General features: G+C 59.0%; 22 protein-coding genes, 1 tRNA gene and 1 pseudogene. 11 read left to right on the top strand and 13 right to left on the bottom strand.

Annotation, left to right across the window (positions count from 1 at the left end; genetic code table 11):
- The 7 genes from WGH93_RS12520 to WGH93_RS12490 form a co-directional block, all read right to left on the bottom strand.
- Positions 1 to 252 (bottom strand): ribbon-helix-helix domain-containing protein (locus tag WGH93_RS12520; protein ID WP_374765231.1); only part of this gene is annotated, 252 nt, incomplete at its 3' end.
- A gap of 9 nt (positions 253 to 261) precedes the next feature.
- Positions 262 to 621, bottom strand: coding sequence for an XRE family transcriptional regulator (locus WGH93_RS12515; protein WP_374765230.1), 360 nt, complete (start codon positions 619 to 621; stop codon positions 262 to 264).
- A complete protein-coding gene (locus tag WGH93_RS12510) occupies positions 621 to 980 on the bottom strand; it encodes a type II toxin-antitoxin system RelE/ParE family toxin (RefSeq protein WP_374765229.1) in 360 nt (119 codons plus the stop codon). Before WGH93_RS12510 ends, WGH93_RS12515 begins: the two co-directional genes overlap by 1 nt.
- A gap of 140 nt (positions 981 to 1120) precedes the next feature.
- Positions 1121 to 2071, bottom strand: coding sequence for a Fic family protein (locus WGH93_RS12505; RefSeq protein ID WP_374765228.1), 951 nt, complete (start codon positions 2069 to 2071; stop codon positions 1121 to 1123).
- Entirely contained in the window at positions 2072 to 2494 is a 423-nt protein-coding gene (locus WGH93_RS12500; RefSeq protein WP_374765227.1) for a type II toxin-antitoxin system VapC family toxin, read from the bottom strand.
- Between the two features lie 6 nt (positions 2495 to 2500).
- On the bottom strand, positions 2501 to 2743 hold the full coding sequence (locus tag WGH93_RS12495) for a FitA-like ribbon-helix-helix domain-containing protein (RefSeq protein ID WP_374765226.1): 243 nt from the start codon (positions 2741 to 2743) through the stop codon (positions 2501 to 2503).
- A 182-nt stretch (positions 2744 to 2925) separates the two neighbouring features.
- Positions 2926 to 3624 (bottom strand): calcium-binding protein, encoded by a 699-nt coding sequence (locus WGH93_RS12490; RefSeq protein ID WP_374765225.1) that lies wholly within the window; start codon positions 3622 to 3624, stop codon positions 2926 to 2928.
- 44 nt (positions 3625 to 3668) lie between these two features.
- Between WGH93_RS12490 and WGH93_RS12485 the strand changes: the two genes are divergently transcribed.
- Positions 3669 to 4388, top strand: coding sequence for a hypothetical protein (locus tag WGH93_RS12485; RefSeq protein ID WP_374765224.1), 720 nt, complete (start codon positions 3669 to 3671; stop codon positions 4386 to 4388).
- Between the two features lie 6 nt (positions 4389 to 4394).
- Here WGH93_RS12485 and WGH93_RS12480 read toward each other — a convergent pair whose 3' ends face one another.
- From WGH93_RS12480 to WGH93_RS12460, 5 genes are all read right to left on the bottom strand, one after another.
- Entirely contained in the window at positions 4395 to 5624 is a 1230-nt protein-coding gene (locus tag WGH93_RS12480; protein WP_374765223.1) for a hypothetical protein, read from the bottom strand.
- The gene (locus WGH93_RS12475; protein ID WP_374765222.1) at positions 5625 to 6932 is read right to left on the bottom strand and encodes a HipA domain-containing protein; all 1308 of its coding nucleotides are present in this window, start codon (positions 6930 to 6932) and stop codon (positions 5625 to 5627) included.
- Positions 6929 to 7225 (bottom strand): helix-turn-helix domain-containing protein, encoded by a 297-nt coding sequence (locus WGH93_RS12470; RefSeq protein ID WP_374765221.1) that lies wholly within the window; start codon positions 7223 to 7225, stop codon positions 6929 to 6931. Before WGH93_RS12470 ends, WGH93_RS12475 begins: the two co-directional genes overlap by 4 nt.
- Before the next feature lie 310 nt (positions 7226 to 7535).
- Positions 7536 to 7602: transfer RNA gene (locus WGH93_RS12465), tRNA-OTHER, on the bottom strand.
- A complete protein-coding gene (locus WGH93_RS12460) occupies positions 7570 to 7836 on the bottom strand; it encodes a helix-turn-helix domain-containing protein (protein WP_374765220.1) in 267 nt (88 codons plus the stop codon). The genes WGH93_RS12465 and WGH93_RS12460 overlap by 33 nt, the downstream gene beginning before the upstream one ends.
- Positions 7837 to 7914: 78 nt before the next feature.
- Here WGH93_RS12460 and WGH93_RS12455 point away from each other — a divergent pair, with 78 nt between their 5' ends.
- The 8 genes from WGH93_RS12455 (at position 7915) to WGH93_RS12420 (ending at position 17372) form a co-directional block, all read left to right on the top strand.
- Entirely contained in the window at positions 7915 to 8580 is a 666-nt protein-coding gene (locus WGH93_RS12455; RefSeq protein WP_374765219.1) for a hypothetical protein, read from the top strand.
- Positions 8567 to 9136: a hypothetical protein gene (locus WGH93_RS12450; RefSeq protein WP_374765218.1), complete on the top strand. Its 570-nt coding sequence runs from the start codon at positions 8567 to 8569 to the stop codon at positions 9134 to 9136. Before WGH93_RS12455 ends, WGH93_RS12450 begins: the two co-directional genes overlap by 14 nt.
- Positions 9137 to 9277: 141 nt before the next feature.
- Entirely contained in the window at positions 9278 to 10801 is a 1524-nt protein-coding gene (locus WGH93_RS12445) for an AAA family ATPase (protein WP_374765217.1), read from the top strand.
- A gap of 406 nt (positions 10802 to 11207) precedes the next feature.
- The gene (glmU, locus tag WGH93_RS12440; protein WP_374765216.1) at positions 11208 to 12725 is read left to right on the top strand and encodes a bifunctional UDP-N-acetylglucosamine diphosphorylase/glucosamine-1-phosphate N-acetyltransferase GlmU; all 1518 of its coding nucleotides are present in this window, start codon (positions 11208 to 11210) and stop codon (positions 12723 to 12725) included.
- Positions 12726 to 12732: 7 nt separating this feature from the next.
- Positions 12733 to 14556, top strand: a complete 1824-nt coding sequence (gene glmS, locus WGH93_RS12435; protein ID WP_374765215.1) for a glutamine--fructose-6-phosphate transaminase (isomerizing) — start codon at positions 12733 to 12735, stop codon at positions 14554 to 14556.
- A 94-nt stretch (positions 14557 to 14650) separates the two neighbouring features.
- Entirely contained in the window at positions 14651 to 15073 is a 423-nt protein-coding gene (locus WGH93_RS12430) for a hypothetical protein (protein WP_374765214.1), read from the top strand.
- Between the two features lie 38 nt (positions 15074 to 15111).
- Positions 15112 to 15606 (top strand): hypothetical protein, encoded by a 495-nt coding sequence (locus WGH93_RS12425; RefSeq protein WP_374765213.1) that lies wholly within the window; start codon positions 15112 to 15114, stop codon positions 15604 to 15606.
- Complete coding sequence (locus WGH93_RS12420) at positions 15603 to 17372, top strand: CgeB family protein (protein ID WP_374765212.1); 1770 nt, start codon at positions 15603 to 15605, stop codon at positions 17370 to 17372. Before WGH93_RS12425 ends, WGH93_RS12420 begins: the two co-directional genes overlap by 4 nt.
- Before the next feature lie 86 nt (positions 17373 to 17458).
- Here the strand turns inward: WGH93_RS12420 and WGH93_RS12415 are convergent.
- Positions 17459 to 17695 (bottom strand): annotated as a pseudogene (locus WGH93_RS12415) (transposase); the annotation flags it as partial.
- 219 nt (positions 17696 to 17914) lie between these two features.
- Here WGH93_RS12415 and WGH93_RS12410 point away from each other — a divergent pair.
- Together WGH93_RS12410 and WGH93_RS12405 are read left to right on the top strand one after the other, a co-directional pair.
- Positions 17915 to 18919 carry an IS5 family transposase gene (locus WGH93_RS12410; protein WP_374765232.1) on the top strand — a complete coding sequence of 335 codons (1005 nt, stop codon included), beginning with the start codon at positions 17915 to 17917 and terminating at the stop codon, positions 18917 to 18919.
- Positions 18920 to 19157: 238 nt separating this feature from the next.
- The gene (locus WGH93_RS12405; RefSeq protein ID WP_374765211.1) at positions 19158 to 19790 is read left to right on the top strand and encodes a sulfotransferase family 2 domain-containing protein; all 633 of its coding nucleotides are present in this window, start codon (positions 19158 to 19160) and stop codon (positions 19788 to 19790) included.
- Positions 19791 to 20150 lie beyond the last annotated feature (360 nt).

Below are 20150 nucleotides of genomic sequence, written 5' to 3'. Positions count from 1 at the left end.
CCGGGAATGGTTTGCGGCCAGGAACCAGTTCGCTATCATGTTCGACGAACGCTTCAATGCGTGACCGTGTTTGAAACCCGCGTGGGCCAGACCAGATACACAGAGTTCATGACACTCCCATAACACTCCCTGCTGATCCTGGCGGACCAGGTCACATAGATAATCGCTTGCGCTCGCGTAGCGGCGGCTTCGCACCTGTTGGTCGGCCCAAGCTTTCAGGCTATCCGGCAAAGTGATTTCTATCATCGTCATGATCTTGACCTATACTGGTGATGGTCGCTCATCTCTCCGCTGACGCGGAGGCTCTTCCGTATCCCCAAAGCCCTCAAGGGAGACACGAGCTCGATCCGGGAACTCAACCACCAAGCTCATCTTCCCACCCATAGCCTCAACATAGCTGCGCAAGGTCGAAAGCATGAGATCGCTGCGCTTCTCCATCTGAGCGACAGTTGCCTGACGGACATTCAACAACTCCGCCAACTGCGTCTGGGTAAGCTGTTTGGCTTTGCGCAATTCTTGCAGGGTCAGATATTCTGCATGCAGGCGGTCGGCCTCAACGAGGATACGCTCGCGCCGAGCTTCCGGGAGTTCATTTAGTTTATCGTTTAGAGGCTTGCCCATCACTTTTTCCTTTCCTGCATTGCTAGATGCTGGTCAAAGCGGTCATCCGCCTTCGCAATCAGCCTCCCGTAAAAGCGCTTCTCGTTTACGCCTGCCTTATCGCCTGCTGTCAGAAGGATGGCCTTCTGATCGGGGTCGAAAGCAAAAGCGATCCGCCAAACACCATCATCGGCAGTACATCTGAGTTCCTTCATATTCGCGTGCTTTGAGCCTTTCAAAGTATCCCCGTGGGGACGCTTCAGAGCCGGTCCAACTTTTGCCAAGAGCTTAGCTCTAGCCAAGATTGCGTCTTGGACCGCCTCAGAGAGGTCGTCAAACTCGCCCTCAAAATCATCATGAAACTCAACTTCCCATTCCATGCTTTATTATAGCTTATGAAATATATAGCCTTCAAGCTATATTTTTCAATCCCCGCAAACATTCATTTCTATCACAAACGCACCTTACGCTGGGTATCGGCCACAAAGATGTTTGACTCCAGTCATTCCCAAAAGCAGCATCAGGGAAACTCGGGGCCATTCCTATCTTCGCCTCCTTCAGGATGAGGGGCGCCCCCGGTCGCGAGAGCGCAGTCCGGGTTGCAGGCTACGAGAAACTCCATCATTTCTGTCGCATCCGCACCAGCATAGAAGGCCACCATTTTCTCGTTGAACGCCGGTGCGTCCGCCGCGGGAACAGAGATCGGGTCGATCCCGTTCCGCATCAGATGACCATTCATCATGAGGCGCGCCGTCCGCTTGTTCCCATCAAAGTAGAACTGTTGAAAAGCGCCAAAGAGGAACAAGGCCATGCTCTGCTCCAGAGGGTTTTCAATCTCTGACTCCAGAAAAGAAACCCCACGCTCAAACTGGTCTATGAGAGGGCCGGCGCCCTCAGTTGTCGGGTGGGGCGGCGTAAACTCCCTGTCTCCGAGGCTGACACGCGGCGTCATGTCGGTGATCGCACCGGCACCCCTGAAGCGACCCCATTCCAGAGCTTCTTCAAAAGCAACCAACTCATGCAGGTGATCAAATGTGGCCCTGTTCACCCTGAAGATGTCCTCTTCGACCGGGCCGGCAAGCTCCTTCGATGCAGCGATGACATTGAGCACCTGCCGCTCATCGGAAATCTTGTAGCCGCCAACCGTCACACCGTCCATCAAGGTCTTCACATCCACAAAGGTGAAGGGGTTTCCTTCAAGAGCAGTCGCGTCGAACACGAACTGAGGAAGGCTCTGCTTGTATCGGTAAAACGCGCGCCGAACGGTCGTTTGCTTCGGAGCAGAGAGCGCGTCACGATCCCATGAAAAGCCCAGATTCCGCTTAAAATCCTGGTTGAGGGGATTGGCTCGGGTCATTGCGCGCATCTCTGCTTGATTAAGATCCAGTTTTCCGCTGATTGGCGCGCTGAAAACAAAGGTCTTTCCTGTCGCCTTTTCCGTCCGAGGCTTCAACGCTGAAAACCTCACCATTCAGGCACTTTTCCAGGGATCGACGATTTCGATCCCGCACCCTTCAAAGTCTTTGGTGTTTCTCGTTGCGACCGTCGCCCCGTGGGTGCGACCGATAGCGGCGATCTGGCAGTCAAACTGGCTTATCGGCCGCCCGGCCCCGCGCCGGTCGGCGGCGATTATGGCATAGGCCTCGGAGGCGGCGCTGTTAAAGGGCAGAATGCGGTCCCGAAAATCCTCCCGCAACATCGCGTCCACGGCACCAATTAGAGTGTTCCGGCGCTTGCCATCAGCAAGGATCGCCACGCCATAGCGCAGTTCGGCGGCGCTGACGGCGGTCAGATAGACTTGGCCGCTGTCCTGGGCCGCAAGCCAAGCTTCGACCTTTGAATCAGGTACCGGACGCAACAGCTCTGAGACGATGTTGGTGTCGAGGATGATCATGGCCCGCTAGTCAAAGCCAGGCGGGGTGCGCATGGCATCGCGTGCCGGAATATCGAGCTCGACACCACCAAGGACGGCAAAGCGAGACCGGATGGAAGCGGCAAGGTTAGCGGGCGGCGACGTGTCACCGACCGTCTGGCGAAGGATTTCTCGGACCTCTTCCTCCATGGACCGGTTATGCTCGGCGGCGCGGACGCGCAGGCGGCGTTTTGTCCCGTCATCGAGATGGCGAATGGTGATACTGGCCATGGGTTTGCCCTCCAGGCAACGAATGATCTGTGTCATCTGAGATTTTAAGCGATGATTGCGTTGCAATCAATCTGAAAACGCTCACGACGTCAGGCTTGGCTCCTGGCCTCAGCCGCCAAAGCGGAGAAAGCGGCGGACCTTTCGCGTTGAGGCCGCCGCTTTCTTTTCTGCCATCTTTCCCCTTACCCAAACCCGATCTGGCTCAGATCGTCTTCCTGCAAGCCTTCCAGGAACAGGGTGCCGCCGCCGGTGAGGCCCGCCGCGGCCAGGTCGATCAGGAGGCCGTCGGCGGTACTGTCGGCGGCATCGGCAAGGCTGTTCGCCGTGACCTCCGCATTAACGAAAATCAGGAGGTCTTCATCCAGATCGAAATCCCGGATGGTGTCAGCGCCGGAGCCGCTCGCATCCCCGCTGGCATCCTCACTCGCATCCCCGCTGGCTTCATCGCTGGCCTGGAAGACGAAGCTGTCCGCGCCGCCATTGCCCACGAGGGTATCGTCACCGGTGCCGCCGCGCAGGGTGTCCGCGCTGTTGCCGCCAATGATGGTGTCCGCATCCGCGCCGCCGGACAGGGTGTTGGCACCGGGGCCGCCCACCACCAGGTCATCCCCGGCATCGCCGTTCACCAGGTCATCGCCGGGGCCGCCGAACACGCTGTCATTGCCGGTGCCCCCATTGATCAGGTCATCGTCCCGCTGGCCGCGCAACTGATCGTCACCGGCACCGCCGTTCAGGGTGTCATCCTCGGTGCCCGCCAGAATGAGGTCGTGGCCATCGCCGCCATCCAGCATATCCATGCCGCGGTCAGCGGTCAGGCGATCATTGCCGGCGCCGCCGGCAATGACAGCCTGAATGCGCGACCCCACATCGTTCAGGGACATCGGGTTCAGATCGAAAACAACGCCCCTGGTCCCGGGAACGGCGGGTGATCCTGGTGGTCCAGGAACGGCCCGATGAGCTCCTGCTCCATCACTTCTTCCTGGTCACCAGCATCGGGCGCGAGGAGATGGACGCCGAGGCCGTCCTCGATCGCTACCGCCAGCGCGGCACGGCGGAGAGCCATATGGGCGAGCTGATGGACGTGCTGGCACCGGCGCTGTCCTCCACCACCCGGACCAAGAGACGCTACGCCGGCCGGCCCCTGACGCCCATCCCGGAGTATACCGATCCCTTCGCCCGCAACGAGGCCAAGCTGCTGCTGGCCCTTCTGGCCTACGAGATCGTGCATGTGGCCCGCACCGCCCTGGAGGCGGTCACCGGTTCCGGGTGGAGCCTCAAGCGCACACGGCGGACGGTGCTGACCGCCGCCGGCCGGCTGCTGCTGGGCGGGCGGCGCCTGACACTGGCCATCGAGGCCCGCCACGCGGACCTCTGGACACGCCTGTGGCGCCACATTCAGACTTGGGCCTGGGCCCCGGCCGCGCCGTGGACGCGCCGCCCTCCCGAAAGCGCCGCTCCCCGGAAGCCGGGCCGACAGGCATCGCCGCTGCACGGCCCCCGGGACTCGCATGGCGCGCAAAACTACCCCACCCAGACTCGCGGCCCACCACCAAGACGCGCCGAAGCAGTGATGTCGCCGCGCTCCGCAAGCCAGACGCAAAACGAGACCGACGGAGAGGGCCGGAACGCCACCGCGGTGAATTAAGCGGGCTTACCTGATTTTCGCGATCCTGGCCTGCAGACGCGCCAACATCTGAGGATCCGCAGACACATTGGTCGCCAGCCTCTCCAGTTCCCGTTGCGCCTGCTCCTCTTGCCCGGTCCGCGCGCTGGCCTCCATAACATGACCGACGGCCTCATCAATGTCGAAAGGGCTTGGCTCATACCCGCGCCCGGCCAGCAGATGCGCGATGGCATGCAGGCCAACCTGCGCGGCAAAGGCTGGCTCCTTGATGGCAAAATCCCGTGCGGCGCGGATCAGCGTTGCGGGTGCCGCGTCACGGTGCGCGGCGCAATCAAGTGCGATGTCGAAGTATGTCGCGGTCTTGGCCGCTGCGAACCACTTGCCCATGGACCCGTGGCTCTCAATGAGGTCGTTGAGGATTCGTCGTGCGTCCAGTTCCGGATAGCGCTTCACGAGATCGCGCCACATCGCAAGATAGGTGTTGCCAGCGGCCGAGGGTAGACCGAAGCGGCGAAAGGCCTCTTCCTCGCGTCCCTGACGGACAAGTATGCGCTCGCAGAACCGAGCGATCTCGTGGTGCACCCATTGCCGCCGGTCGTCTTTCAGCAAGGACTCGGCGAACGCGAGGGCCTCCTCTTCGCGCCCTTGCCTGAGCAGCGATTCCGTCCCGAACTTTGCGTGGAACCAGAGCAGCGTTTTTTTCAGCGCCAGAAGCGCCTGCAATTCATCATGGCGCCCAGCCTCCAGCAGGCAGGAAAGAGTCAGGGTGGCTGACGTGACATGAACGTAACGCGTGTGATCTGACCAGGCCGACCGGATCAGATCGAGGTCACGGTCGGCATGCAGGTTCATCAGCGCGGGGAAAGCAGCGATTTCACCGAAACGATCGGCAAGTGGTGCCAGATAATCAACCCCGTCATCAGCAATCGCATCGCGCAGTTGCTCGAGCCATTTCGCGCGGGTCTTCTCATCGGCAGGGGCGTCAATCAGGATCGGCAGCAATTCCTCGAGCGTTCGGTTCACGGCATTGCCGAGTGCGCCGGACGAGGTATCGATATGCTCGAAGGCAGGCCATATGCGCTGGGCGAGCGCGATCACTCCATCAGCCGCCGTTGTCGGATCGGTCCGCGCGACAGCGCGGATCTCTGCACTGGCCGATTTCAGGCGCTCGATTGCCTTGGCCGAGGATTTCCAACTGTAGGCGCCCGCACGCATCCCCGGCTTGAACGCCCATTTGTGTGTCGCCCTGACCGCCATCTACAACCTCCCCGCCATGCGCAGTGCGTTTTCCTCGACAGCTTGCGCGGTCTGCGCAACAGATCCGCCGCTGCCATTCGACAGAGCCGTCACCTCGGCCGTGATCTTTACCCTGTGCCCCACCAACGCATCGACGAGTTGCTGCACTCGGTTCTTCACATCGGTGGGCCGATAGCCGATCTCGCGCGCGATGACCTCCCAGTGCCGTCCTGCGATCATGTCGGGCGTGCGCTTCTTTCCAGCGATATTCTGCGCATAGGACTGAACCACATGCGGCCACGAGAGCACGGTCGAGACGTCGTAAAGCGGTGCCAGGCTCGGACCGCCTCCCACAGGCAGGAGCAAGGAATAGTTCTTCGCATGCGCGTCGGTATTCGCGACGAGGATATTGAAGATCACCTGATCGAGGAGCGCCAGGGCGTCGGTTGCGCTAACGTGGCGACCGGTTTCGAGGAGAGTTTTCAGGTCAAGACCGCGCAGCGTGCCCCGCTCGTATTTCCGCCCCGGCGGCAGGCCATTGGCCTGGGCAAAATCTTCCTGATGCACGCGCAGCAACTGACCACTTCGCCCCAGCCTGCGGTCATAGCGCAGAACGCCGATCGCCGTGCGCTTCGTGGATTGCAGGATTGTCACCTGCGCGGCATCAACACCGATGGCTTGCGCCATCCGCAGACACCAGACCTCATTTTCGGTGATGCCAGGCAGATTGGGGTTGTCTGGCTTCACGATCAGCGTGGATGGCGCCCCGTTCAGGGGGATGGCCAGCATATCATCCGCCTGCGGCAGGCGCAGTACCGGCGCGCCGTTCGGGCCCAGAACGGCCAGCGCCGACTTCTTCTGGCCCCCCGCGAGGGATTGCCGAACCCCCTCTTCGCCAACCAGAAACGGCCTGCGCCCGAGATCCTCAAAATGACGCTCCAACGCCTCCTGCGGATCGTCGGCACCGTAGAACGTCGTCAATGGCGTGTAGCACCAGCGGCTGCGATCGCCGGATTCCCCGAAGGACAAGGCACCCGCGGTGTCCCCGCCAATTTCCCGGAGCACCGCCAATGCATCAGCCTGACCCAGACCGAGCGAGCGGGCCAGGACTGTCAGCTGCTCCTCCTCCGGCAGAAGGTTCGCCAGCCATGGCGAGATGGCTTCAGAGGGATAGGGCGCTGGACGGAGCGGCATCGTCACCGAGAGCGGAAATGCGCCCGCCGTCTGAAGCCAACGGTCAGCGTAGCACAGAGAAAGCGCCCCGTCACATGCCACCTCGATTTGCCCGACCTGGAGCGCGTCGAACCAGACCGGAACCGTCGCGTTCATTGATAATCCCCGAGATCGTAGCCCTGTCCTGTCGAGGGATTGCCCTCGATTGCATTTGCATCACGATCATCCAGCAGAACAGCCAGCGGGACCCGAAGAGCCCGGGCGATCCTTGCAATCGTTGTGACCCGCGCATCGCGCTTGGCTGTCTCGATGAGGGACAGCGCGGGTGCGCTGATGCCGGTCAGGCGCGCCAACTGGTCAAGGCTCAAACCCTGTGCGCCACGCGCCTCACGGATGCGGCGCCCGAGGTCGCTGAGCAACTTGTCTTGTTCAGGGTTGTAATCGGCCATGCGCAATACCTTACCGCTTTCGATAAAGGTAGAGCGTTCACGGACAAAACTCAAGCATTCTTATCGTTCTAGGTAAGATGCGAGCTGAAGCTGCTCCGAATGTCCATTCTTACCGATTTCAGTAAGACAGAACCAACGGCGCGTTTAGACCCGATGCGACCATGACCGCGAATGCCTCCGAATGCACGCCAGTGCGGACGAATGCCGTTTTTCTGGTCCGGTGTTGACGTAGTGTTGACGTAAACGCGCAAAGTGGATGTGGTATCATTTTACCATCAGCCATGCGTTTGATGTATTTTGGGAAATTGGTTGCGGGAGCAGGATTTGAACCTGCGACCTTCAGGTTATGAACCTGGCTCTCTGAACCGCACCCCCGCCCCGCCCTCATTCGGGGGAATAAATACCACGCCGCCTTCCTCCAGGGCCCGAATAAGCGCCTTCAAATTATTCGCAATTGGCTTTCGGCTACCGCGTTCATAGTCCGCCACTGTTGAGACACCGATTGACGCGGCGGCGGCCAGATCCCCCTGTGACCAGTCCAGCAGGCTACGGGCCGCACGACATAGTCGTGGGTCAAAATATTCTATTATGTCATATTTATTTGTTGACATTAACGACAGTCATATTAAATTGATGATGTAGGCTATTAAACATGGCTTTTGTGCATAATCAACCCGAAAGGACCCTTTATGACCCAACTTTCTCTTCCCCTCGGGCTTCGGCACAGCCGTGTGCCGCCTGGCTTCATGGTCGGGGCGCGGCGGCTGCGGCGGGATGGGCGCCTGCTGGCGCAGGTGCTGTCCGAGACCCGCGAGCGTAGTGCGCGACACCTTGTTCCCGTTACGGCCCTCGGTCTTGGCCTCGGGGCCGGCCGGATCAGGCTGGACGACCTGTTGATGCCATGGCCGACGGCGGATATCGAGACCCGGGTCCAATCGTTTCTCGATACCGCCGCCGCACCATATGAAAGCGCCGATCATCGGCACCTCAAACTCTATGGCATGCTGATCGCCCTGTCCATCGGTGCAATGCGGGGCGGCCTCGAAGTGTCAATGTGCCGGGGCGGCACCCGTCTCGTGCCCGATGTGCTGGCCGAGACCGCCGAACATGGTCTGGTGGCCGTGGAGGGGGGCGCCAGCGCGCCGGACAAGGTCACGGCCTTGCTGGCCCGGGGCGTGGATCATGTGATCGTGCTGCCCTTCCGCACCCTGTGCCAGCCCGCCCTGCGCGGCTATGTTTTCCGTCATCGCGGCACGGCGCCCCTGCCCGCTCTGGGCCATGTGCGGGCAGACTGTGCCGCGCGCGTGGATCGCGTCTTTACCCCGGCATCGGAGGTGGTCCATGATGTGGCATGACGGTTTCAGGGAGGACCAGCCGGTGGATGCCGTGGCGGTGATGGCAGTGAAGGACGCTCGGTCGCTGGAAGCGGCGGAGATGGCCTATCTGCTCGGCTGCAACCAGCTCCAATGGCAGCATCTGGTGAGCGCGGCCCGATCCCGCACAAAGGCGGTTCGCCACCGGCCGCTCGATCCGCGCAAGGCGATTGTCCTGCGCTATTTCCGGGAGGCGGGAATGGACTGGGTGCCGCTGGGCCACGCCCCGCGTCCGCTCGCCGTCTATCGGCGGCTCAAGAGCCTGCTCGGCCATGACATGGTCCGGGGCGGCCGTTTCGCCCTCTGCCTTGGCACCTCGGTCTCGCGCTACACCGTCTGGCACAAAGAGAATGGCGGCACGCCCCGCGTCACCCGACAACTGATGGCCTGGCTCTGGGACATTGACGACACCCGCTTCATCGCCAACTGGCGCCGGCTTCTGCGCTGCGCCAATGCCGAGGCCGCCGCCCGCGGCCTTGGCGGCATGGGGAGCATACGGACCAGCTGGCACGAGATGCCGGCCCACGCCGCGGCATGACCCCGCCCGGCTGTCCGGCGCTTTCATCCTGACAAACTGATCCGACCGCCATCGGCCTACGCCGCGGCACAGGTGACCCGTATCCGCACCCCGGCATGCGGCCGGGGGCCGATGATGGTCCGCTATGCGAGGAGTGTCCCCATGCTGGACCCGTTCACCACACCCACCGATCTGACCGACTATTACGGCCCCCTGATGGACCCGACCGTCCGAAGCGGGCTTCTCGATATCCCGGAGGTGGTCTTTTGCGCCCACCTCTCCCCCATGGACCTGAAAGAGCAGGAACCCCGGTTGCGTGACGGCCTGCGCGCCGCCGGTGCCCTGATGGGCACCACGCCCCTGGGGCGTCATCTCGTGCAGCTTGCAGAAAAGTCCGTGGAACCGGCGGAGGCCTATTACGGCGCCGCCCTGCGCCTGGCCCCCATGGCGGTGTGGTCGCTGGAGGCCAGCCTGCTGGCGCTGGCTTTCTTTGAGGGCGTGCCGGAAGCGCGCCTTATGCTGGCCAGCCTGCTCAGCACATGGCGCGGGCGGATCGCGGGAGAGCTGTTCGACCGGGACGTGGGCCGGGTCGAGCATGACCCGGATGAGGTGGCCCGCCTCTGGCTGACAGGCCCGGTGCCCAGCCCGGCTCCGGATCAGCTATACCGCCTGCGGGAGCTGACCCCGCCTAGGGACGATGACCGGTCTATGGACGCCATGATCCCGGAGGTAGAGCAGGATTATACGCCGAGGCTCCGGGTGCCGAACCGTGCACAGGAGATGGACGGACCCACCCTGACCGTCGCACCGGCGCTTGGGGTCGCCCGCTCCACACCGGGCCGGGGTCAGGAGATCCGGCGCCGCCGGGCCGGGTTTGAACGGCTCGGCCAGCCCATGCCGCTCACGCCCATGCCGGACCCGCAAGCCGTATTGGAGACATTGGGCGCGGCATTCCCCTATGCCGTGGAGGCCATCCGGGCCATTCATGAAGCCTTGGCCCTGGGGGCGGCGTTTGGCGCCAGTACCTTGCGCATGCCGCCGCTTTTGCTGGTGGGCCCGCCGGGCACGGGCAAGACCCACTTCGCCCGCAAGCTGGCCGACTTTACCGGGGCAAAGAGCCTGTACAGAAGTATTGGTGGGAACAGCGATAACCGCATGATGGAGGGCACCGCCGCGGGGTACAGCGGCGCCAATCCCTGCTTGCCGGTGCACGCCATCAATGAGCTTAAAGTGGCCAATCCGCTCATGATTCTGGACGAGGTTGACAAGGCCCGTCCCAGCCATAACGGCAATATCTTTGCCAGTCTGATGGCCTTCCTGGAAAAGGAAAGCGCCGCCCGGCACATGGACGAGTGCCTGATGACCCAGTGTGATTTGTCGGCGGTGAGTTGGGTCTTGCTGGCAAACACTACAGAAACCCTGCCGGCGCCACTTCTTAGCCGATGTCGCGTGGTGCAGTGGCAACCGCCTCGGTTGGAACACATGCCGCAGGTGATCCGCTCGCTCGATCGGGCGCTTGCCGAAGAATATGGCGCGGACCCGCGATTCCTTGAGCCCTTGCCCGAAAGCACGATCCAGCATGTGCAACAGATTTATGCCCAGACGGGTGACCTTCGCATGGTCCAAGAGGCATTGCGAACCGCCCGGGCTCTGGAAGCAAGCATGGACCTGGCCACGCTTCATTAACGGAGCGGATGCCTAACCGGCCGGGGCGCAGAGCGTCCGGATCGGGGAATGCGGCTGCGAAGTGGCTGAGTGGCGGCTGTGGGACGGCGGAGCCGCGGCTGGGCTTCGGCTGGGGTCGGCTGTGGCGCGGGCGCGCAGCGCCCGCATAAGGCTTCAAGCAGCGGGGGCTCTGGTTGAGCGAGAGGCGCGCCTCCTCGCCCAAATAAAGTCGATGTGTGTGTCGGGTTGCGCAAAACGTCCGCGCCCCTTCTATTGCCTTATTTTGCGAGGCCTCCCACCGACCGGTCCCACCGGCCTGACCGGCCCGCGATCACCCCTTGAGCGGCCGGGCGAAATCCAGTACCGAACGGGGTGTCTTTCATGTCCCCGACCCCGTCCATCAACCGGAACAGAGCGGAAAAAGCCCATGACCCTGCATGAAATCGCCGTCATCGTTCTGGCCGCCGGCAAGGGCACGCGCATGAAATCCCGCACCCACAAGGTGCTGCACCCCATTGCGGGCAAGCCCATGATCCGCCACCTGACCGACACGGTGGAGCGGCTGTCGCCCGACCGGCGCATTCTGGTGGTCGGCGCGGGTCGGGAGCAGGTGGAGGCCGCCCTGCCCCACTGGCAGATCGCGGTGCAGGAGGAACAGCTCGGCACCGGCGATGCAACACGCGCCGCCCTGCCCCATCTGGAAGGCTTCACCGGCGATGTGGTGGTGCTGTACGGCGATGTGCCCTTTGTGCCGGAAAGCGTGATGACCGCCATGCTGGAGGCCCGCCGCGCCAGCGCCAACACGGGGCTGGTGGTGCTGGGCTTCACACCGCGCGACCCAGCCCGCTATGGGCGCCTTGTCACCGCGCCCGATGGCGGGCTGGAAAGGATCGTGGAATACAAGGATGCCAGCGTCGCCGAAAAGGCCATCAAGCTGTGCAACAGCGGCATGATGGTGGTGGATGGCGCCCGGCTCGAAGGCTGGCTGGGCGAGTTGACCAACGACAATGCCGCCGGGGAATTCTATCTGACCGACCTGGTGGCCCTGGCCCGGCGGGACGGGCGCGACGTGGCCGTGGTGGAAGCCCGCGAGGGCGATGTGCTCGGCATCAACAGCCGGGCGGACCTGGCGCGCGCGGAAGCCTTTTATCAACACCGCCGACGGCATGAGGCCATGGACGCGGGCGTCAGCCTGCAAGACCCGGACAGCGTGATCTTCGCCCATGACACGGTGCTGTCCCCGGATGTGACGGTGGAGCCCCATGTGGTGTTCGGCCCCGGTGTGAGCGTGGCGGACGGCGCCACCATCCGCGCCTTTTCCCACCTGGAAGGGTGCCGGGTGGACAGCGGCGCCACGGTGGGTCCCTATGCCCGGCTGCGACCCGGCACCACGGTTGGCGCGGATGCCCGCATCGGCAATTTCGTGGAAGTGAAAAAGGCCGGCATCGGCGCGGGCGCGAAGGTGAACCATCTGTCCTATATCGGCGATGCCACTGTGGGCGCCGGGGCCAATGTGGGCGCGGGCACCATCACCTGCAATTATGACGGCGTGAACAAGCACCATACGGAGATCGGCGAGCGGGCCTTTATCGGCTCCAACAGCGCGCTGGTGGCGCCGGTGACCATTGGCGCGGGCGCGTTGGTGGGCGCGGGCACCATCACCTGCAATTATGACGGCGTGAATAAGCACCATACGGAGATCGGCGAGCGGGCCTTTATCGGCTCCAACAGCGCGCTGGTGGCGCCGGTAACCATTGGCGCGGGCGCGCTGGTGGGTGCGGGCAGCACCATCACGGCGGACATTGCGCCCGATGCGCTGGGGCTGACCCGCGCGCGGCAGACCACCCGCCCCGGCGGCGCGGCGCGTATGCGTGAGAAAGCGGCATCGGAAAAGGCCGCCCGGTCCATGGCGGATCACCGGTCCAACACAGATCAAACGGAGTAAAGCGTCCATGTGTGGCATTATCGGGATAGTGGGCAACGCCCCCGTGGCGGATCGGCTGATCGACAGCCTGCGGCGGCTGGAATATCGCGGCTATGACAGTGCGGGCATCGCCACGCTGGATGAAGCCGGCCATCTGGACCGGCGCCGCGCGGTGGGCAAGCTGAAGGCGCTGGAAGCCGTGGTGGCGGACCATCCGCTGCCCGGCCTGACCGGCATCGGCCACACCCGCTGGGCCACCCACGGCGCCCCGACGGAGGCCAACGCCCACCCCCACATGACCGACCGGGTGGCGCTGGTTCATAACGGCATCATCGAGAATTTCCGCACGCTGAGGGATGAACTGAAAGAGGCCGGCATCACCTGCCAGGGGGAGAGCGATACGGAGGTGATCACGCACCTTTATACCCGCCTTCTGGAGGCCGACCCGGACCCGATCAGCGCCTTTCACACCCTGTTGGACCGGCTGGAGGGCGCCTTCGCCCTGGCGGTGGTGGTGCACGGCGCACAAGACCTGCTGCTGGGCGCCCGGCGCGGCAGCCCGCTGGTGGTGGGCGTCGGCGAGGGGGAGCATTATCTGGGCTCGGACGCCCTGGCGCTCGCCACGCTGACCAACCGGCTGATCTATCTGGAAGAAGGCGACCGCGTGGTGCTCAGCCGGGACAGCGTCACCATCACGGACGCGCACGGCAAGGCGATGGAGCGGCCTGTTACCCTGTCCCACGTATCCGGCGCGCTGGTGGACAAGGGCAATCACCGCCACTTCATGCAAAAGGAAATCTACGAGCAGCCCACGGCGGTGGCGCAAACGCTGGGCCGCTATCTGGACCATAACAAGGGCGCCGTGGTGATGCCGGGGCTGGATGTTGATGCCGCCGCCCTGCCACAGGTGACGCTGATCGCCTGCGGCACCAGCTATTATGCGGCGCTGACGGCGCAATACTGGCTGGAAAGGCTGGCCCGCATTCCGGTGCGGGTGGATATCGCATCCGAGTTCCGCTACCGGCACCCGGTGTTCACCGAAGGCGGGCTGGCCATCTTCATCAGCCAGTCCGGCGAAACGGCGGACACGCTGGCCGCCATGCGCCATGCCAAGCAGGCGGGGCAGACCACGGCGGCGATCGTGAATGTGCCGGAATCCAGCATGGCACGGGAAGCGGATGTGGTGCTGCCCACCCATGCCGGGCCGGAGATCGGCGTGGCCAGCACCAAGAGCTTCACCTGTCAGCTTGCCGTGCTGGCGGCGCTGTCGGTCTGGCTGGGGCACCGGCGCGGCCATCTGGATGCGGCCATGCAGGCGGACCATGTGGATGCGCTGGGCGAGACGCCGAACAAGATCAGCCGCGCGCTGGCCGCCGCCAAGGCGATCGAGGCCATCGCGGTGAAGATCGCCCATGCGCGGGACATCCTGTTCGTGGGCCGGGGCATTCACTATCCCATGGCGCTGGAAGGGGCGCTGAAGCTGAAGGAGCTGAGCTATATCCACGCCGAGGGCTATGCCGCCGGGGAACTGAAGCACGGCCCCATCGCCCTGATCGACGAGGACGTGCCGGTGATCGGCATAGCCCCCCGCGACCGGCTTCAGGACAAGACCGTCTCCAACCTTCAGGAAATCATCGCGCGCCACGGCAGGGTGATCGTGTTCACGGACGACACAAAGGCGCTGGGCATGGAGGGGCTGACCGCCGCGCTGGACCTGCCGGAAGCCGGGGAGCTGACCGCGCCCTTGATTTATGCCATACCGATCCAGTTACTGGCCTATCACACCGCCGTGGAAAAGGGCACGGACGTGGACCAGCCCCGCAATCTGGCGAAATCCGTCACCGTCGAATAAGGGAGAGGCCCCATGACGCAATAGCTTTGCATAAACGGTTTAATGATGCCAAAATCTGAAAACCAGTGATTCTAGCCACTTATTATAAGGTTTAATGGCGGGAACGGTAAAAACGGTGACGACATCAGAAACACCACTTGATCAGGTAACTGCGAACCTTTTTCTAAAAATCGCCTTCATTAGGATTCTCAGACGCGAGCCTAAGGAAGACGAAATAAATTTATTTTATGGAAAACTTGCTGACGGTAGTTTAGCGCCGAATGAATTGATTAAACAGTTGATCAAAAGTGACGAGCTGCTGCACAAATTTTGTACGCTCAAACCACCACTTTCGCAAGCAGACGCACTATATGCTATGCTATTGGCACGTCCCGTTGAAGACGACAAAACCCGTGTCTCACTTGCGCAACAGATTGTACGTCATGGCTGGCCTGATACCGCAGAGAAAATTATAAATAGCTATGAATTCAAAGCGCAAGTCCTACCAAAAATCATGCAAGGTATTCAGAGCCACTAAATTTACCGGTTTTTTGGTTTTTATAGGAAATGAATTATATGATTCTCCCGAAACCATACAAAATTGAATATCAAGGCCGAATGTGGCTACAGATTGAATTTGAATCAATAAATGAAATTGACTCATCACTGATTTTTTTTGACTCTGATCTTATAGATTTTTGCATATTACCAGGTCATCAAAAAGATGGAATTTTTGCCACGCCTTTCAGCCTCAATGAACAAGGTGTAGAACCATACGGCATTGATTATGTTATTTTGGGGTCTGGCACCATAGACTGGCTTAAATATCAACGGGTCAAATTTAATGATTGGCGCTTCATCCACTGGCAGCACATTGACGCCGACACACTTCATGTTCAGCGAGGGGAAATAATCCCCTCATGGCTTGAGCCTCTCAAAATGCATCTCGTATGGTGGACAGGCCTTAATTTACCACCTAGCAAACGAGAGGCTGCCGCGATCGCTGACGCAAACCGAATTATCGACGAGATGAAACAACAGGTAGCGCTAAACTTGAGTTGCACCTTATGAGCGAAGACACTTCCAAATACCAAATTATTGACATGATCAATCGTTTTGGGGCCGAGCATGTTTTATCATTAGTTCAAAAATCGCGAGACCAAGCACTATCACTAAAGGCGCTGGCAGGCACTCTATCTGTAGCAGGATCGTGTCCTCAGCCACGACCGATCTGCCCGCCCGCTCAGGGATGCGGATTACGTATCGGATTAATTGCTGACGAGTTCTCTATCCATTGCTGGTGGCCCGAGGCATGGGTTATACTTTTAGACCGACATCATTGGATGAAGCAAATAGAACTAGAAAAACCGCATTTTGTTCTCCTTGAAAGCGCTTGGGAAGGAAATTTTGGTGACTGGAAAGATTGCTTCATAAAGGAACGTAACCGACAAGGATTCGAGGACTTGAGTGCGCTTATCCAAGCATGCGGTACGCGTCATATTCCAGTCGTATTCTGGAACAAAGAAGACCCTGTTTTTCGGTCTGAATTTTTATCCATCGCTATTTTGGCAGATTTTGTGCTAACCAGCGATGCGGAAAGTATTCCATTTTATCGAAACACTCTAGGGCATGATCGAATTGCCCCTCTTTTATTTGCGGCACAACCCCGCCTACACAATCCGGCAAGAGAACCAGGCACCAGAAAGGAGGGCGTCGCGTTTGCAGGCTCATATTACCAATATGCACATGAACTGCGAAAATCACAGATCGAACGAATGATAAAATTAATTGATTTTGCCGAAGGTGATATTTTTGACCGGCATTTTGGCAGCATTGATCCAGCGTACCAATTTCCAAAAAGTGCTCAAAAATTTGTCCGCGGTCGCCTAAATTATCTGAATTTGAGTAAGGCTTACAAAAATTATAAAGCGTTTCTCAATGTAAATACCGTAACCCATTCATCAACAATGATGGCACGCCGGGTTTTTGAAATATTAGCTTCTGGGACAACCGTCCTGTCGACGCCCTCAAAGGCTCTTGATAATTTATTTTTGGATGAAGTGATACAACTTAAAAATTATCAAAAAGACGAACTTTCAATGACAGAAGCGTTGAATGATGACTTTGAACGCCTCAAAAGAGATCACCGTGGAATCAGAAATATACTAAGCGGACATACTTATTTCGATCGTCTTACAGAAATCATTCAACATTTAAATGATTCTATGAAAGCGAAAATTCCGCTGCCTTCCCCTTCATTTCCACGCCCCAAAATTAGCACCCTCATTTTGGGCCTGCCGTCGCCCAGCCTCCCTCCAAGCCTTCCTAATACTTTTGCAAACCAACATGCAGACGTCTTAGACTGCGGGTGCAGGCGCAAGCTTGACTTAGCATGGCTGAAGGAGCGAATGGATAAGGGCGTTACCCATGTTCTCGTAACGTCCTCAACGGTTCAAATAGGGCCCAACCTTCTGGATGACTTGGCTTTGTCGTTGCGTTATCAGAACGCAGATGTGGTCGGTTTCAATTCATTTTTTATAGAAGATCAGCATACAGGGACCGTAAGGTTATATAATCCAGAAGACGCTCACACATGGACAAGCTCATTTTTATCGCCAATTCTTTTTATTAAGATTGGGATTTTGTTGGATATTATAAAATATAATGAAAATAAGGATATATACGAAATGTCGGACCTCTTAAGAATTTGCAATGAAATATATGTAAATAAATATAGTTTTAGCCCATTCAATATAAATTTACTTGATAATTATTTTATTGACAATTACTCTATTTCTAATTATAAAACAATTAGTAACAAAAATTTTTTTATATAAATTATTAGTAACCGCCCGATTTGGACCACCTGTTGATTGGTGTTTTGATCCGCTAAGAGTCTGATTCAAAATTCTTTTTAATGAAATCAATGGCTTGCGATTCTTCGAAGCAGGAGTTGGGTGGACGCCATATAGAGCCATGCAGTGGCGCTCTGGATGGTTCGCTCGAAATCCCTGGCGAGGCGCCGGTTACGACCGAGCCAGGCGAAGGTGCGCTCAACGACCCAGCGGCGCGGGAGAACCTCAAACCCTTCGGCTTTATCCGAACGCCTGACGATCTGCATGGTCCATTGACCCATTTTCCCCAATGCGCCCTTGAGTTTTGGCCGTAACCGCCCGGTTTGGACCGCCTTGCGCATTTATGCGACTTCGGTCTCCGGCTTTGTGGCGTGCAGAGGCGCCCAGTTCCACGGCAGCAGTTCGTGCAGGCGGTTGACCTTGTGGTCATGGATCCGGTCCAAACCGGGCGGTTACGAAAAATCTTGCGGCTTTGCGTGATGCTGGTAGAATTTTGATGTGAGTGAAATGACTGGGAAGTTGTGATAGGGCAGATGGGCTTTTTCGACATCTTGAAGCGGTACGCCGGGTTGGACGCGAAGTCGGATCCGCGGGTGGAGGCGACCTGGCGCCGGCCGCCGGAGGCGCGGAAGTTCAAGGCTGGTCGCAAGCCGTGGGATGCGGTTGTGGTGTTCAAGGCGCTCGTGCTGTGCAAGCTGTACAATCTCTCCGGCGAGCAATTCGAGTACCGGGTTCGCTACCGGCTGTCGTTTATGCGCTTTCTGGGCCTGGGTCTTGAGGATCCGGTGCCGGACGTGACGACGGTCTGGCTTTACCGCGAGCAGCTGGTTCAGGGCGGGGTTGTCGATGAGCTGTTCGGCGTCTTCGACGCTTACTTGAAGGGCCAAGGCTGGCTGGCGATGTGCGGGCAGGTGATCGACGCCTCGATCGTGCCGGTGCCTAACCAGCGCAACGGCCGCGACGAGAATGCCGCGATCAAGGCGGGTGAGACGCCCGATGACTGGGCCGACAAGCCGGCGAAGACGCGCCGGAAGGACACCGACGCGTGCTGGACCAAGAAGCACGGCACGTCGCACTATGAGTATGAGAACCACGTCAACGTTGATCGGCGGCACAAGCTGATCCGACGCTACAAGGTGAGCAACGCGACCGTGAACGACAGCCAGGTCATCGACGACGTGCTAGATGACGACAACACGGCCTCGGGTGTCTGGGCCGACAGCGCTTACCGGTTAGCGGAGATTGAGGAGAGGCTGGAAGAACGCAGCCTGAAGAGCCGGATCCACCGCAAGGGCCGTCGTAACTGCCCGCTTACCCAGCGCGAGCAACAGTGCACCAAGACCCGCCCGAAGGTCCGCGCGCGGCTGGAGCACGTTTTCGGCGCCCAGGCCAACGACATGGGTGGCGCGATGGTGCGCAGCATCGGGATCACCCGCGGAAAGGCGCGCACCGGGCTGAAGAATCTAGCCTACAACATGCGCTGCGCGGTTCAACCGGATGGGCTGGCCGCCGCCCGCGGCCCGACGTGAGCGAGACGATTACAGGAGATATGCGTCGAGAGAGCAGCTAATCGGACAAAAACAACCTAAGAGTGTCGCAGAGCGGCGCCCATCGGGGCACTCAGTGGCAGCCGAGGCTCGATATTGGCCCGGAAACGGCTACGCATCCGCTTTAGGGCGGCTAATATTCTTGCCTCTTTAAGGGGCTAACTTCATAGTATCTCGAAGCATTTCCAGGGGGATAATTGCTTTTTTTTAAGGTCGTAGTATGATATCTCATGAGTATAATTGTATATTTATACACATCCCAAGAACAGGTGGGAGTAGTATCGAACATTTGGTTGCCGACAAAAACTGGTGGTCTATCGATAAAAAAACAAAGCACTTAACTGCTAGCCAAGCAAAGCGTATATATAGTGAGCATTGGGATGATTATTTTAAGTTTGCATTTGTAAGGAATCCTTATGATAGGGCGGTATCTCTTCTTAACTTTTCTAAGGTATATTATAATAATTCAGACTCGACTTCATTGACGCACTTTCATATTGATGGCTACAAGGCGCTTTTTGGTGCCCCTTTGACAGTGGAATATGACTATAGGTTTTGGAGTAGAGAAGAGGTTCTAAGACTCCATCATAAACCCAACCAGATTTACGGAAATATCCTTGATGAAGAGATTGATTTTATTGGTAGATTTGAAAATCTTCAGGAGGACGTTAACTATATATTTGATAAAATTGGCTTTGCACGAAAGGAGCTTTCTCATCTTGCTGCATCCAAGATAAAGAAACCAAAAAAGGATGATTTTTACGCAGATGACGCGACTAAAAATCTTGTAAAAGAATTATACTATAATGATTTTAAAAGATTTGGCTACCAAATGGACTGGAGTAAGAAATGATAAAGGCTTTGATCACGGGTGTTACCGGGCAGGATGGATCTCAGAGCCTGACCGAAAAAGGAGGCTCCTCGACGCTGCGAATGGATTCCAGGGTAGCGCGCTGCGGGCCTGTCTGGCACGTTTTCTGGCACACTTTGCTGCCGTTTTTGACCGAGCAGGAGCCGTGGCTGGCGGGCGCAGCCCCCATGTAGCGGAGCCCGTCAGCCACGGCGGTCTGCAGGACCGCAGGAACAGGGGGAGGCGCTGATGGCTGGCAGTCAGGATATCTTTGCATTGGGTCTGGGGCTGGTGGAGCCCTGGGAGCTTCTGGACCAGCAGTTGGATACCGACACGCAGCCCCATGAGTTGCATCTGCGTGTC

This window comes from Yunchengibacter salinarum (genome assembly GCF_037658235.1).
GTDB classification, from domain to species: domain Bacteria; phylum Pseudomonadota; class Alphaproteobacteria; order Sphingomonadales; family Kordiimonadaceae; genus Yunchengibacter; species Yunchengibacter salinarum.
Note: the sequence above shows the minus strand (reverse complement) of the source record. Positions and strands in the feature narration are given on the sequence as shown.